We start from the raw sequence: 15,359 nt of genomic DNA on the forward strand, positions 1-15,359 counted from the left end.
ACTCAAAAACAGAAGCGGGCGGCCCCTAGGGAGCCGCCCGCTTCTGTTTTTGAGCCGCTGGTCGCTCTTATCGAATTAGCTCGACCCAGCCTTTGATGGGGGCGCGGCCGTCGGTGGGGGTGAGCAGAAAGTAGTAAATGCCGGCCGCTTGGCCCTGGCCATCCCAATTGTTAAAGTAAGCTGGGCTTTCGTACACCTTCTGGCCCCAGCGCGTAAATACTTGCAGCCTGGGTTGGCAGCCACCTAGGCGGGGCTCGAAGAAGTCGTTCAGCTTGTCACCGTTTGGCGTGAAAACGTTGGGTATTAGCTCTTCCTGCACCTGTATAGGCGCCAGCGATACCTGCACCGAGCAACTGCTGCCGCTGTAGCGCAAGGTGGCCGTGGGCTGAAAGCTACCGGCCTTCGTGTACGTGTGCGTGACGCTGAGGCCGGTGGCCGGCGCGCTGCCATCGCCAAAATCCCAGGTCATGACGGCATCGGCCAGCAGGGTGGCGACGGGCTGGCTGAAGCGCACCGTGTAGGGCGCCACGGCCGGCGCCAGCGTGCTGGCCCGCGACGAATCGGAGCGGCACACCAGCGGCTGCTCGGCTGGGGCCAGCGTAGGTGCCGCCAGCAGCGTAATGCGCCGCGTAGCCGAGGTGGCGCAGGGCGTGTTGCCGCCCATGGTGTAAACCATAGCCACGGTGCCTGACGTGGCTGGCGGCGTAAACAGGCCGCTGGCCGTGACGCCCGGCCCGCTCCAGACGCCCCCCGCCGGCAGGGCGTGCAACTGAATCGCGCGGATACTGCCGGGGCACAGCGCCGTATCGGCGGGCATAACTACCCGCACGGCGGCCGGCGATACCTCCACCGTCAGCGTGGCCTGGCCCGTGCAGCCGAACGTCGAAACTACGCTGTAAGTCAACGTTTGGGTACCTAGGAAGCTGGCGCTAGGTGTGAAGAAATAGCCGCTCATGACCGAGCCGCTTACGCCAGGCCCCGACCAGGTGCCCCCCGCGGGCTGACCCATCGTGAGCGCTACCGCGCTGCTGCCCACGCACATGGCCGGTAGGTTTGGCACGCTCACCTGGGGCCGGGCCAGCACCGCGATGGCCTGGGTAGTAGTGGCAGCGCACGAGCCATCGGGCGCCGGTACACTGTACGTCAGGGTTTGAGTAGTGCCACTCATGGCGGCGGTGGGGGTGAAGAAGTAGCCACCCGTAGCCGAGCCGCTTACGCCCGCGCCCGACCAGGCGCCGCCCACCGGCTGCCCGCTGGTGAGGGCCACGGCCCCGCTGCTGGCGCATACCGTGAGCGCCGCGCCGGCCGTGGCCTGCACCACCGCTACCACGCGGGTGGCGGCGCTGGCGCAAGGCGTGCCCCCGCTGATAGTATAAGTAAGCGTGTGCTGGCCTGGCCCAGCCGCCGCGGGCGAAAACTGATTGCCCGTAACACCCGGCCCGCTGAACACGCCGCCCGCCGGGCTGCCCACCAGCGTGATAGGAGCGATAGTGCTGCCTGGCTGCAAGCAGTAGGCTGCCTGCGGCAGCGCGCTAAGCACCGCGGGCCCCACCGGTGCCACCGTGATGCGCTGCTGGCCCGTAGCTGTGCACACCGGAATAACCCCCGCCAAGGTATACGTCAGGGTTTGCACCCCAATGAGTGCCGCGCTGGGCGTAAACACGTAGCCCCCGGTTACGGAGCCCGTGACGCCGGTGCCCGTCCAGACGCCGCCGCTGGGCGTGCCCGTCAGGGCCACGGCCGCGGCATTGGCGCACACCGTTTGGTCGAGGCCCACGGTGGCCGACTGCGGCTCGAAGTTCAGCTTGAACGCCGCGTTGTTGCAGTTCGAACTGTTGTTGGTAGTAGAGTAGGTGTAGGCGCCAGCCGGCACCGGAAAAGCAGAAGAGTTGGCGCACGAGCACACCGCCGAGTAAGCTACCCCGCGCGGGTCGAAGCGCGACGTGCCGCCGTCTACGTGGTCGCCAGTAGAGTTGGTGCCCGCGTTGCCGTAGTAAGTGCCGTACAGCAAGCGGGTGAGGCCAGGCGCAAACTGGGCTAAGTAAAAGTCGGAACCTGCGCCCGGCGTATCGGGCGTGCCGCGCACCGCGTTGGGCGTCACGGGCAGGCCGTGCGTGTAGCCGTTAAAGTTGAACGTACCAGAGCTGTACACCCCTAGGTTGTTGTTGCCGCCCCAGCCGCACACGTACACCCGGTCGCACTGGTCTACTAAGAATGCGGTAGGGGAGATGTCAATAGTGTTGCGGCCGCTGCCAAACACTGTGCTCAGCAGGCGCTGGTCGAGGTCGGCGTTGAGCTTTTGAATAAACTGCCGGCTGCCAGTGTTGCTGTACGCGCCCGCCGTCACGGGCCAGGCGCCCATTGTTTGGCCCAGCAGGTATACTCCGCCATCGGCCCCGAGCTGTAAGAAATAAGATTGGTCGTAATTGCTAGTGCCTAGGTAGGTAGCGCGTTGAATGCTGGCCCCGTTGGCCGCAATGCGTGCCACAAACCCATCGACGTTGCCCTGCGCCGTGGTTTGCAGTGCGCCGCTGGTCACCGGGAAGTTGGGGCTGAGCGTGCCACCGGTCACGTACACGTTGCTGTTGGCATCGAGTTGCAGCGAGTAGGCGGCATCGGCCGCGTTGCCGCCTAGGTAGCCGCCCCAGGTCATGGTGTTGAGGGCGGCGGGCAGCTTCAGTACCACGGCATCGCTGCTACCGCCCCGGCTGCTGCCGCCAAAGCTGCCCGCCGTCACCGGAAAGTTGGTCGAGCTAGTCACAGAGGCTACATATATATTGCCAGCCGCATCGGTCAGGACATCGCCCCGGAAGGCATCGCCGTAGTTCTGAGGCAGCTGGCGTACCCCTAAAGTCTTGTTGTAAGGTACCAAGCCATCGGTGCCGCTGCCCCCTAGGTAAGTCGAGGCCGCCAGGCCGCCGCTGCTGGTGAGGCGGGTAACCACGATGTCGGTGCCGCGCGAGATGAGGTAAAAGTCATCGCCTACCGCATCGCCAAACGGGTCAGCCGACGTGCCACCGTTAAAGCTACGCTGCAAGGCATCGCGGCTGACGGGGTAGTTTGTCGAAGACGTAGTGCCCAGCATTACCAACTCGTTTTGGCTGTTCACCACTAGGCTGCTCGGGTAGTCGTGCGAGTTGCCGCCTAGGTAGGTGGCCCACACCCGCGAGGCCGCCCCGTTTACCGAGGTGTTGTACTTGATAATGGCAATGTCGATAACCCCACCGAACGTGGTTTGAAACGCCCCAACGGTAGTTGGAAAGTTGGTTACCGAAGAGCCAAATTGATTAAGCACGATGCCGCCCGAGTACATATTGCCCGCCGCGTCATAGGTCGCCGTGAAGCCCCAGTTGTCGCTCAGCGCGCCGGTATAAGTCGAAAACTGCACCGTGGGGTCGATGACGAGTGGCCGGCTGCGGTCGTACTGCCCCAGCGCGAAGGTCACCGTGGAGTCGGCCAGGTTCAGGCGGTAGTGGCAGGCCACGGGCTGCGGCTGCCCGGTGGCGGGGTCGGTTTGGTAGGCCTGCGGCGCCAGTTCGGTAAGGTTGCCCACGGTAGTGCCCACGTGCAGGCGGCCATCGGCACCTAGGCGCAGGCTGCTGGCGCCTTGGTACTGCAGCTTCACCAGCGCCGGGTTGGCGCCGGCCGCCAGTTCAAAATCGTATTCTAGGTGCTGCTGCTTGTTTTCATAAAACCGCGCCCCGATGCCCGGCCATGGCGCCTGATAGCGCACCTGCCGGTAGCTGGGCACGCCCTTGGCCCAGTGGGCCGGGTCGTTACCCTGCAGGTAGTTATACACCTCGCCCGTGGCCTCGGCCGGCACTAGCGGCGTGGCCACGTCGGCACCCACAAAGCGCACGCGCAGCTGGTGGCCGCGCAGGGGGCTTTCGGCGGCCGGCAGGTGCGGCGCGGCCGCGGCCGAGCGCTGCCCGGCGGCCTTGGTAGCGCGGCCATCGTGCTCGTGCGGGTGCCGAATGCTCTCCAGCAGCACGTAGTGCAGCCCGGTGGGCTCTAGGTAGAGGTGGCCGCCCGGCACTGCGCTGGAGTAGCGCACCGCCGCTGGCCACTGGCCCTGGTTCGGAACAAACTGCAGCGTGCGCCCGTCGGCCGGGGGCGTAGCTTGGGCCGCCAGGCGGCCTGCGAGTAGCAGAATACAGGAGAGAAAGTAAAGAATTTTTTGCATAAAAATCAACTAGCCAAACCACTGGTAAAACTACACCAGTCCCGCCCACGCCTCACCACCATCTGAAAATTAAGTTAGCACCGCCGCCGGGGCGGGGCGTAATTTTGCCGGCCCGGTGGCTACTCGGCTGGCGGCCTGATTGCGTTGGTGCGCCGCTTATTTCGTTATCGTTTTACTTGGGTAGTGCTCATGGGCTTGGCCCTAAGCGTGCTACTTGGCGAGCGAATACCTGCCAGCAGCTGGTCGCTGGCGCCACTGCTGGCCCTCACGGTGCCGCTGTGGCTGATGCTGGTGGCGCTACTAGTGCTCTACTGGCTGCGCCGAAGCTGGCGCGTGGCGCTGCTGCCACTGGCCGCGCTGGTACTGGCGTGGCCGCAGGTGCAGCGCGGCCTGCCACTGCACCTAGGTAGTGCGGCACAAGCTGAATTGGCCAAAGAGGCTCGGCACAGCTCTCACGCACTCAGCACTGAGTATCAGGCACCAACCCTGCGCTTGCTGTCCTACAACGTGCGCATTTTCAACGTGTACCCACAGCTGCGGCGGCTAGACCCGGCCGCGCCGGCCAAGGCCATTAAGTGGCTGGCGACCAGCCCGGCCGATGTGCTGTGCCTGCAGGAGTACTACCAGGAGCCGCCCGGTGCTCCCTCCGCCGATGGCAAGCTGTTTCAGGTGGGCGAGCGCCTGGGCGCGGGCAGTGGCCGGCATGTGTTCGTGTCCAAAACCCTCACCAATAGTATCGGGGCCGAGTTTGGGCTGGCCATTTTTTCGCGGCTGCCCATTGTGGGCCGGGGCGAGATTTCATTTGGCCGCCTTACCCAGAACCACGCCATGTGGGTCGATGTAGTAGGGCCCGCCCGCGGCGACACGGTGCGCATTTTTAATACGCACTTGCAGAGCATGAGCCTCGACGAAGGCGACATCGTGGCAGCGGGTTCGTCGCGGGCGGGCTTCAAAAGCAAGGGCCGCAGCCTCCTAGGTCGCTTTGTGCGCGGCGCGGCGGCCCGCGCTTGGCAGGCCGATACGCTGCTGGCCCACGTGCGCCGCTCGCCCTACCCAGTGCTGCTGGCCGGCGACCTCAACGACCTGCCGTATTCCTACGCCTACTCGCAGCTAGCCAGTGAGTTGCAAAACGCCTGGGCCACCGTTGGCTTTGGGCCCGGCAACACCTACCACGGGCGCCTGCCGCCATTGCTGCGCATCGACCAGCAGTTTGCCGGCCCGCAGTGGCGGGTGCTGGACTGTCGTATTCATTCCGAGATTCCGTATGCCGACCATTTCCCCGTTGAGGGGCTGTATCAGCTGGCAACTAAGGCGGACTTGCAGTCCGCGAGCAAGTAGGCGAGGTACTTGCGCCCCAACTTATGGGCCGAAAGACCACGCTACTTGTTAAATCATCCTGAACTTTGCTGCTCGTTCGGCGTTGGGTACTACTTGGTTTTGCCAGTTACTTGCTGGTTCTTTCCCGACCGCCGAAAGCAAGGGCGCTTTGCTACTTGCTCATTGTTACTAACTTGTCATGCCGCTGACGCTCTATAATACGCTTACCCGCCAAAAGGAAACCTTCGAGCCGCTGCACCCGCCGCAGGTGGGCCTCTACCTCTGCGGACCCACCGTGTACAACGATGCCCACCTGGGCAACGCCCGTGGGCCCATCGTGTTCGACGTGCTCACGCGCTACTTGCGCCACCTAGGCTACCAGGTGCGCTACGTGCGCAACATCACCGACGTAGGGCACCTCGAGAGCGACGCCGACACTGGCGAGGATAAACTGGAAAAAGCAGCCAAAGCCAAGAAGTTAGAGCCTATGCAGGTGGCTCAGCACTACACTAATAGCTACCGCCAAGCTATGGCCTCCCTAGGGTGCTTGCCGCCCGATATCGAGCCCCAAGCCAGCGGCCACATCACCGAGCAAATTGCCCTGACCGCCGAAATCTTGGAGCGCGGCCTAGCCTATGAGGCTAACGGCTCGGTGTATTTCGACGTGCCCAAGTACAACGCCGAAGGCGGGCAGTACGGCCGCCTGTCGGGCCGCGTGGTGGAGGAGCTGCTGGCCGGTACCCGCACCGAACTGGCCGGGCAGGAAGAAAAACGCTCGCCTGCCGACTTTGCGCTCTGGAAAAAGGCTTCGCCGCAGCACATTATGCGCTGGCCCTCGCCCTGGGGCGAAGGGTTTCCGGGCTGGCACCTCGAGTGTTCGGCCATGAGCCGCAAGTACCTAGGCGCCGAGTTTGACATCCACGGCGGTGGGCTCGACCTCATGTTCCCGCACCACGAGTGCGAGATTGCGCAAAACGAGGGCTCGCACACGCCCAGCCCCGGCGCCCGGTTCTGGCTGCACAACAACATGCTGACCGTAAACGGCGCCAAGATGAGCAAGTCGCTGGGCAACTTTATTACCCTGCCTCAGATGTTCAGCGGCCAGACGAGCGCCTTGTCGCAGTCGTACTCGCCCATGACGTTGCGCTTCTTCTTCCTGCAAGCGCATTACCGTTCGCCCATCGACCTCAGCGACGATGCCCTGCAAGCCGCTCGCAAAGGCTACCGCAAGCTTTTGAATGGCTTGCGCCTGCTTGATAAGCTAACGGGCGACCTAGGCGAAGTGAGCGGCGAGGAAGTGAAAGCAGAGGAGACGCCCGCTAAGCCCGGCCCGCCTAGCCCAGCTCAGCAGCTGCTGAACCTGGCAGCCAAGCCCTTCGCCTTCCTCGACGACGACCTGAACACGCCCCGCGCCGTAGCGGCGGTATTCGACCTGCTCAAGCGATTCAATACCTTGGCTACCAACCCGGCTGCGCTAGCCGAGGTAGGCCCCGCCGCCCTGCGTGAGGCCGCTGCTGCCTACCGCACGCTGGTGCAAGACGTGCTAGGTCTGCGCGATGAGCCCCGCGCAAACACCGAAGACCTGCTGGGCCTCACCCTAGGTTTCTACCAGGAAGCCAAGGAAGCCAAAGCCTACGACAAGGTAGACCAGATTCGGGCGGCCCTCAAGAGCCAGGGTATCGTTATTAAAGACACTAAAACCGGCGTGGAGTGGGCCTATAGCGAAGAATAGTCTGCGCCGAGCTCCCCGAACTACCTTGCTTCTCATTCTGTTAGACCCCGCGTGAAAAACCTTCTGCCCCGGCTCGCGCTCCTCGGCGCTGCCACTGTTCTGCTCACCGCCTGCCCTTCCGAAAAGCCGGCCGAAACCGCTAGCCAGCCCGAGCACGCCGACGCCACACCTAAGGCCCCGGCCTTTAATGCTGATTCGGCCTACGCCTTCACGGCCAAGCAGGTAGCGTTTGGCCCCCGCGTGCCCAACACAGCTGCGCACGTGGCCTGCGGCAATTACTTGGTGGCTAAGCTCAAGCAGTTTGGTCTGGCGGTGCGCGAGCAGCCATTTACGGCCATGACCTTCGATGGTACGCAGATAAAGGGCCGCAACATCATTGCCCAGTACCAGCCGCAGGCGGCGCGGCGGGTGGCCATTTTTGCCCACTGGGACACCCGGCCCTTCGCCGATGCCGAGCAGGACAAGGCCAAGCGCAAGCTGCCGATGGACGGCGCCAGCGATGGCGCCAGCGCCGTAGCTGTGGCCCTGGAAATGGTGCGCACTCTCAGCCAGCAGCCCGAAAAGCTAGCGCCCAACGTGGGCGTAGATGTTATTCTGGTCGATGCCGAGGACTGGGGCTACGAGGCCGGCGCCATCGAAGGCCAGAAAAATATGCTCGAAGACAATGGCGATGGCTGGTGCCTAGGCTCGCAGTACTGGGCCAAAAACATGGTGCCGCCCAACTACAAGGCTGAGTACGGCATCTTGCTCGACATGGTGGGCGCCAAAGATGGCCACTTCACTCGCGAAGGCACGTCGCTGGAAAAAGCTCGCAGCGTGGTTGATAAAATCTGGAACACGGCCGCCAAGATTGGCTACTCCGACTATTTCCTCTTCAAGGACACGGGCGCCATCACCGACGACCACGTGTATATCAACCAGGCTGGCATCCCGACGGTGGATATCTACGACCACCCCGCCTACGGCGAAGAATATTTTCCGGCATACCACCACACCACGGCCGACAATATGAGCATCATCGACCGCAAAACGATGAAGGCAGTGGGACAAACGGTGTTGCAAGTTATTTATAACGAGTAGCTTGTCCTAAACCAACTAAAAAAGGCCCGTCCTTGCCGAGAAGCAAGGACGGGCCTTTTTTAGTTGGTTTAACCCAGACCTAGGAGTGTTTTGTAGCGTTGGTGGCCAGGGCTTGCTCGGCCTGCTGCACGTAGCGCTTGTAGTTGGCTACCAGGGTTTCGAGCACATCTGTGAGGCGCAGCTTGAGCCAGGGGTGCAGCGGGTTGGGCACGCGCACGGCGCCAGCGTCAACTTGGCGGGCCAGCAGTAGCAGGCGCAATAGCTCATCGAGCTGGCGGGTAAAAGCCTCCACCACCGTGCCTGTGAGGCGGACGCCGGTGGGCGAGTACTGCTTGGGTACTCGAAAAGTGGCATCTGAGTCGTTGTCTTGCCGGGCGGCGCTGGTGAAGCGTCGGCCCAGCCAGCCGCTGCGCACCGATTGGCGAGCTGCCGAGCCGCGGGCCTGCGCTAGCTTCAGGCTGTTTTTAACCAGAGGTAAATAATAGCCGCTGAGGATGTTGAGGTGCTCTAGGCACTGACCCACGCTCCACTTGTCGTAGCCGGGGCGGCGGTTGAGCTGCTCGTTGTTGAGTGGGCGCAAACGCTGGTGAGAGGCCACGCGCAGGGCCAGCACCTGGTTGGTCAACTGGTCAAAAAAGTCGTTGGTATCGCGCGAAGAAGCACTCATGCAGTAGGCGGCAGTCCAGCTTGAGAAAAAGTTAGGGTTGTAATATTACGGCGCCGGCTGGAATCCGGTCGGCTGCTATCTACTATTCGGTGTCCACTTATGTTGTCAACTTTATTCTCTAGGTGCCCCATGCAGCGGCTGGTGGCTTGGCTGCCGTGGCTGCTAGCTACCGCCCTGGGGGCCCAGGCCCAGGCCGTGCCCAACCCCGGCGAAAACATCGAATACCTCATTACGTTTGGCGCTAAAGCCGACCCCGCTTGGGGCGACGACGATTTTACGCAGACGTTCTTCTTCCTAGTGCCGCAGGGCCAGCGCCAGCCGGTGTACCTGCGCGTGTACGACCCCGACTGCGGTGGCAAGCTCGACTCGCAGAAGGGCGGCTACGACACACGCACCAGCTTCAGCATCTATGGTGGGACGGGCGCCCACTCGGGGGCCGGCGCCCGCGACCCGCGCCCAGCCCTCAAGCCCCTGCCCGTGACGGGCCGCCTATTGCAGGAAAAGACTTTTGGGAGCGAGCCACAATACGATGGAAAATACTACACCTTCGGCCCGCTCAACCCGCTAGAGGGCGAGCTGGTGGAGGAGTTTAAAGGGTACGTATTCAAAGTGATAGTGCGGGGCCTGAGTGGTAATGATGGCAACGTATATCGCTTCTTCTTCAGCACTGAGCGCGCCGCCAACAATGCGGTGCCCGGTGGCAATGCCTTTACTTATGAGTACTGCTTCCGGCTGCCGCCCGCGCTGCGCAAAGCCACGGTGCACCTCTACCCCTTTGTCAACGACAAAGTGGTAAGCATGAAGCAGAGCAACTACGATGTCGATAAGTCGGCCACGCTCACGGTATTCAGCGTTTCTAAAAACGGCCACCCCGGCGTAGTAAGCGGTGACAAGGAGTGGAGCAGCAACGTCATCCCGATTACCGATAAGGAGCGCGGTCTGTCGCTGGATTTTCGCTTGACCAGTACTACCAAAACGCCCAATGACATGGTCTTTTACGTCACCGACCAGTACGATACGGCGCTGCCTTTCTTCGCCGTACCCATTGGCGGCCCGCCGCGCTACAAGTACGACATTGATATGAAAATCCACCGCTAAGTAGATAAGAGCTTAGCCTATTTTAGCAAAAAAGGCCGCCTGGTAGGGCGGCCTTTTTTCGTCTGTCATGCAGAGCGTAGCGAAGCATCTCGCGTGGCGCAGTAAATCATGCCGTTCTAGGGTTAGTGCTGCACGCAAGATGCTTCGCTGCGCTCTGCATGACAGACGAATCAACTCTACAGTAATTCACTAGCTATTAGGTTCGTCGCGGCCAGCGTTGCGGCGGGGCTCGGGGCCGTAGTCACCTTCTTCGGGCTTGTCGTTGCCCTCGGGCCGATAGTCGTCGCGCTGGCCCTGGCCGTAATTTTTGGCTTTGTCCTGCTGCGTAAAGTTGTCGTATTCGGGGCCGCGGGCACCGGGGTTTTCATCATCATAAGAGCCGCCACGCGAGCCGTGGCCCTGGCTGGCATCGCCCTCCTTAGAGCCGCCTGGCCCAAAGCCGCTACGCGAGTCGCCTGTTTTGGGATTGCCTGGCTGCTCTTGCTCGCTGCGCTCGTGGCCATAGCCATAGCCTTCAGTTTGAGGTGCGTCGGGCGAGTTGACGGGGGCCGGAGCCGCGCCGCCGCCCGGCTGCTGGTCGTGGCTGCGGCCGCCTTGGCTGCCTTGGTTGTCGTAGCCGCCGCGCGAGGAGCGCTGGTCTTCTACCTCGCCGTGGCCGTTGGGGCCTAGGGGCAGGTGGCGGTCGGGGGTGCCGGCTGGTAGCCCAGCGCCGCTGGTGTGGCCGTAGTCGTCAGCATAGGCCGGGCCCACGGTGGGAGCGCCGTTATCATTTTGGAAGGCGGCGTCGGGGCCCGTTTTATCGGGTAGGTTGCGGGTGTCCTGGGTATTGCCGCGGCCGTCGGTAGGCGTAGCTTGGGGTTGGCCCATAATAGCAGCCTGGGAGGTTGGTGTGTCGCGCACGGCGTGGCCTTGCTGGTCGGGCACTAGGTCGCGGCCATCGTAGGTGCGGTACGAGTTGTGCTGCGGGCCAGGCTGGGCCGCGCCCTCGCCGTAGTATTTCTCTTCGGTAGCTTCGGCCCTAGGGTGCTCCGCAGCCGGATTGGTTTCGCGATACTGGTTGCCGTAGCCACCGTGGGTGGCGCCCTGGTTATATTCTTGCTGGCCGAGCTCGCCGCGGTTGGCGTCGGCGCGCTGGTTGCTGGCGCGGTTGTCGTCGCGGTAGCTGGGCTGCACGTCGTTGCCGAAGTTGCCGCCATACACGTTTGGCTGCGTGCTATTGGAGGGCGGGGCGGCCGTGAGGTCGTCGGGGTTGGCTTCTTTGTTTTCTTGCTGGCCACCGGCTTCTACGGCGCCCTGGCCAGCATCCATCTCACTATCTACCAGTTCTTGGCTGCTGGGCGGCGTATCGGTGGTCGATTTATTAGGGTTATTAGCCAGCGTGTTCTGTACATCGGCGCCCATTTTAGTGTTGGCCGTGGGCTCGGGGCCGCGGTTGCCCGCAATGGAGTTAGTGCCGGGGTTGGCTTCGTCGTTAGTCATAAGAGGGAGGGCCAGAGGCGGTGGGAAAGGCGAAGGTGCTGCGGGCTATACGCCGCCGCCCAAACAGGGGTTGACGCCTAGCTAGCTTGGGGCCTGCTGCGCCGCCGGTAGTCGAGCTTTTGGCAATTAGGCGCTCGGCTTACATTTGAAATTCTGAACCTGCCCTCGTTTTATGAAGCGCCGCCAATTTCTACGCCAAAGCACTCAAGCTACCCTTGCCTCTAGCCTGTTGCCGCTCGCGGCCAGCGCGTTGCCAGCAACCCTGCCCACTACCACACCTAGGAGCCTCGCCGCCCAGCCGCAGGACAAAGACCTGGACCTGAGCGAGCGCACCATTGCCGACCTGCAAGCCTATTTGCAAAGCAGCCAGGGCAGTAGCCGCCGCCTGTGCCAGCTCTACCTTGACCGCATCGCGGCGCTTAATGCTAAAGGCCCGGCTATCAATGCCGTAATCGAGCTAAACCCCGACGCACTCAGCATTGCCGACGCTTTGGACAAAGAACGAAAAGCCGGTAAACTGCGGGGCCCGCTGCACGGTATTCCGGTGCTACTAAAGGATAATATCGACACCGGCGACAAGATGCAGACCACGGCCGGTGCGCTGGCCCTAGCTGGGCACCGTGCCGCCAAAGACTCCTTCGTGGCCAAGCAGCTGCGGGCGGCGGGCGCCATTATTCTGGGAAAAACCAACCTCAGCGAGTGGGCCAACTTCCGCTCGACGCACTCTGCTAGTGGCTGGAGCAGCCGCGGCGGCCAAACCCACAACCCCTACGTGCTCGACCGCACGCCTAGTGGCAGCAGCGCCGGCTCGGGCGCCGCGGTGGCCGCCAGCCTGTGCGCCGTGGCCGTGGGCACCGAAACCAACGGCTCCATCGTGTCGCCTTCCTCGGTTAACGGGCTCGTCGGACTTAAGCCCACTGTGGGCTTGGTGAGCCGCACGGGTATCATCCCCATTTCGGCTACCCAAGATACGGCGGGCCCTATGACCCGCACCGTGCGCGATGCCGCTCTGCTCCTAGGTGGCTTGGTGGGCATCGACCCGGCTGATGCGGTTACCCAGGCCTCTGCCGCCCCGAAAAAGCCGGTGGACTACACGCGCCTGCTGCGCCCTGAGGCTTTGAAAGGCCAGAAGCTGGGCGTAGAAAAAGGCCACCTAGCCAGCCAAACTGCTGCTGGGGAGCTATTGCGCCAAGCCGTGGCCGTACTCAAAGCGCAAGGTGCCACAGTGGTCGAGGTAGATGTGCGCAGTGCCGTGACACCCGTCGGCGAGTCGGAGTTCGACGTGCTGCTGTACGAGTTCAAGGATGGCGTAAACAAGTACCTAGGGCAAACCAACGCGCCCGTCAAAACCTTGGCCGACGTCATTGCCTTCAACAAAGCCAACGCCGCCAAGGCCATGCCGTTCTTCCAGCAAGAAATTCTGGAGCAGGCTGAGAAAACCGATGGCCTAGGTGCCGAAAAATATAAAACGGCCCTGCGCAAGGTGGTAGATACCTCGCGTCAAGCCCTGGACGCAGCCCTCAGAACGGACGGTGGCTTGGCCGCCATCGTGGGCATCACGACTGGCCCGGCCGCCTGCATCGACCTTGTGAATGGCGAGTACGGTACTGGACCCGGCTTTGCGGGCCCGGCCGCGATGGCTGGCTACCCGCACCTCACGGTGCCGATGGGCAACATTCACGGCTTGCCTATAGGCATTTCCTTTGTCGGCGCCCCCTACAAAGAAGCCGAACTGCTAGGCCTGGGCTATGCTTACGAGCAGGCTACCAAGCACCGCCAGGCACCGACGTTCCGGGCCGTAGTGGGGTAGGATACTCCACCTACTAAAGAAAGGGGGTTGCCCCGGCTTTACTGCAAAGCCAGGGCAACCCCCTCTTTTATACAAGCCGGATGGCTTTTAGCGTACTTCCTCTAGTACCGACTCGCCGCGCGAAAAGTCGCCGCTGGTCCACTGCCAGGTTTCGTGGAGGCGCAGGCGGCCATCGGGCAGTACCTCAGGCACCGTTTGGCAAGTGCCCGTTAGTAATTGGCCGTCTTGGTTGAGGTGCTGGTAGCGCATATCCAAGTTGCCAAAGCAATCGGCTCGGGCCAGCAGCATCCCGTGCCGAATGGTACCGCCGGCGTAGGTGCCCATGACGACTTCATCGGTTTGCTGGTAATGGAAAAGGGTATCAGTGCTCACCTCGCCATTGGCACTGCTACTAACCGACCGAAACGTGCGATTGTGGTAGCTAACGGGCTGATTCATTGCCTAAAATATCTTGCCTGGGTTTAGAATGCCGTGCGGGTCAAACACTTGCTTGATGCCGCGCATCAAGTTGAGGTTGGCTTCGGCCAGGGCGATGTGCATAAAGGGCTTTTGCACCAGGCCAATGCCGTGCTCGCCCGAAATGGTGCCGCCAAGCTTCACGCAGAGCTGGAAAATCTCGGAGATAGGCTGGCGCAGGCCTACGTTCCACTGCTCGTCGGTGAGCTCGCCTCGGATGATGTTGACGTGCAGGTTGCCGTCGCCGGCGTGGCCGTAGCACACGCTCTTGAAGCCGTAGCGCTGGCCGATTTTCTTTACGCCTTTGAGCAGCGTGGGCAGCTCGGCGCGGGGCACCACGGTGTCTTCTTCCTTATACACCGAGTTGTAGCGCACCGAGTTGCCGATGTTGCGGCGAATCTTCCAAAGGTCGTCCTTTTGGCCGGCCGTGTCGGCCAGCAGAATTTCGCCCACGTCGTACTTCTCCAGCACTCCATACACCTGCTCGGCTTCCTTGTAAAGCTGGTCTAGGTCTTGGCCATCAAGCTCGATGAGCAAGTGCGCGGTAATGTCCTCGGGCAGCGTAAGCGGAATCTTGAGGTAGTCGGACGACCAGGCGATGGCCTCGCGCTCCATAAACTCCATGCCCGACGGGATGACGCCTGCCCGGAATACTGCCGATACCGCTTCCGCCGCCTGCGCCTCTTGGCGGAAGGGCACCAGCATCAGGATATTGTGCTGGGGGTAGGGGAGGAGCCGGAATACCACGCGGGTGATAATCCCTAGGGTGCCCTCCGAGCCCACCATGAGCTGCGTGAGGTTGTAGCCGGTGGCGTACTTGAGCGTGTTGGCGCCAGTCCAGATGATGTCGCCGGTGGGCAACACTACTTGCAGATTCAGCACGTAGTCGCGGGTGGTGCCGTATTTCACGGCCTTTGGGCCACCGCTGCTCTGGCTCAGGTTGCCACCTAGGAAGCACGAGCCCTTGCTGGCCGGGTCAGGGGGGTAAAATAGGCCCACTTCTTTCACCGCATTTTGCAGGGCCTCGGTAACCACGCCGGGCTCAGTGGTCACTTGCAGGTTACGCTCGTCGATGTGGAGAATCTTGTTGAAGCGCTCCATGCTTAGCACCACGCCGTTGTGAATGGGCAGCGCCCCCCCGCTCAGGCCCGTGCCCGCACCCCGCGCCGTTACGGGCACGCGGTGCTCGTGGCAGAGGCGCATAATCTGGCTGACCTCCTCCGTGGTGCCGGGGCGCAGCACCACGTCGGGCGCAAAGTGGAAGTCCTCGGTGTGGTCGCGGCCGTAGGTTTCGTACTGTAGCGCTTCGGTGCGCTGGGCGGTGAGCACGTGCGCCGGGCCTACAATGCCCTCAAAGGCAACTACAAGCTCGGGAGTAAGCGGGGAGAAGGTCATGGGGTGAAAATGTCGGTGTCGGGGTCGAAAAGTATATTTGCTTTAATGCACAGTGAAGGAACGAAGGTACAGCGGATGATAATAGAGCACCTAGCGCGTAGTCGTCGCTTGGCCACTACGGCGCTTTATTTACTAGCAATAA

10 protein-coding genes are annotated in these 15,359 nt (G+C 62.3%); 5 read left to right on the forward strand and 5 right to left on the reverse strand.

What is annotated here, in order from left to right; translation table 11 throughout:
• Nucleotides 1-67: 67 nt before the first annotated feature.
• Entirely contained in the window at nt 68-4,183 is a 4,116-nt protein-coding gene (locus tag JAO77_RS10310) for a DUF7948 domain-containing protein (protein ID WP_198990260.1), read from the reverse strand.
• A 147-nt stretch (nt 4,184-4,330) separates the two neighbouring features.
• Between JAO77_RS10310 and JAO77_RS10315 the strand changes: the two genes are divergently transcribed.
• The 3 genes from JAO77_RS10315 to JAO77_RS10325 all read left to right on the forward strand — a co-directional run bounded on the left by JAO77_RS10315 (nt 4,331) and on the right by JAO77_RS10325 (nt 8,312).
• Entirely contained in the window at nt 4,331-5,521 is a 1,191-nt protein-coding gene (locus JAO77_RS10315) for an endonuclease/exonuclease/phosphatase family protein (protein ID WP_502213807.1), read from the forward strand.
• Nucleotides 5,522-5,699: 178 nt separating this feature from the next.
• Entirely contained in the window at nt 5,700-7,232 is a 1,533-nt protein-coding gene (cysS, locus tag JAO77_RS10320; protein WP_198990262.1) for a cysteine--tRNA ligase, read from the forward strand.
• Nucleotides 7,233-7,283: 51 nt separating this feature from the next.
• The gene (locus JAO77_RS10325) at nt 7,284-8,312 is read left to right on the forward strand and encodes a M28 family peptidase (protein WP_370550042.1); all 1,029 of its coding nucleotides are present in this window, start codon (nt 7,284-7,286) and stop codon (nt 8,310-8,312) included.
• A 79-nt stretch (nt 8,313-8,391) separates the two neighbouring features.
• On the opposite strand, the gene JAO77_RS10330 is transcribed toward JAO77_RS10325, so the two are convergent.
• Entirely contained in the window at nt 8,392-8,979 is a 588-nt protein-coding gene (locus tag JAO77_RS10330) for a DinB family protein (protein ID WP_198990263.1), read from the reverse strand.
• Between the two features lie 99 nt (nt 8,980-9,078).
• Between JAO77_RS10330 and JAO77_RS10335 the strand changes: the two genes are divergently transcribed.
• Nucleotides 9,079-10,077, forward strand: a complete 999-nt coding sequence (locus JAO77_RS10335; RefSeq protein WP_198990264.1) for a hypothetical protein — start codon at nt 9,079-9,081, stop codon at nt 10,075-10,077.
• A gap of 189 nt (nt 10,078-10,266) precedes the next feature.
• Here the strand turns inward: JAO77_RS10335 and JAO77_RS10340 are convergent, their stop codons facing one another.
• On the reverse strand, nt 10,267-11,556 hold the full coding sequence (locus JAO77_RS10340) for a hypothetical protein (RefSeq protein WP_198990265.1): 1,290 nt from the start codon (nt 11,554-11,556) through the stop codon (nt 10,267-10,269).
• A gap of 172 nt (nt 11,557-11,728) precedes the next feature.
• On the opposite strand from JAO77_RS10340, the gene JAO77_RS10345 reads away from it, so the two are divergent.
• Nucleotides 11,729-13,366 carry an amidase gene (locus tag JAO77_RS10345; RefSeq protein WP_198990266.1) on the forward strand — a complete coding sequence of 546 codons (1,638 nt, stop codon included), beginning with the start codon at nt 11,729-11,731 and terminating at the stop codon, nt 13,364-13,366.
• 87 nt (nt 13,367-13,453) lie between these two features.
• Here JAO77_RS10345 and JAO77_RS10350 read toward each other — a convergent pair whose 3' ends face one another.
• On the reverse strand, nt 13,454-13,804 hold the full coding sequence (locus tag JAO77_RS10350; protein WP_198990267.1) for an avidin-fold protein: 351 nt from the start codon (nt 13,802-13,804) through the stop codon (nt 13,454-13,456).
• Between the two features lie 3 nt (nt 13,805-13,807).
• Nucleotides 13,808-15,217 (reverse strand): FAD-binding oxidoreductase, encoded by a 1,410-nt coding sequence (locus JAO77_RS10355; RefSeq protein ID WP_198990268.1) that lies wholly within the window; start codon nt 15,215-15,217, stop codon nt 13,808-13,810.
• Nucleotides 15,218-15,359 lie beyond the last annotated feature (142 nt).

This window comes from Hymenobacter sp. BT559 (assembly GCF_016427535.1).
In the GTDB taxonomy this organism is placed as follows: domain Bacteria; phylum Bacteroidota; class Bacteroidia; order Cytophagales; family Hymenobacteraceae; genus Hymenobacter.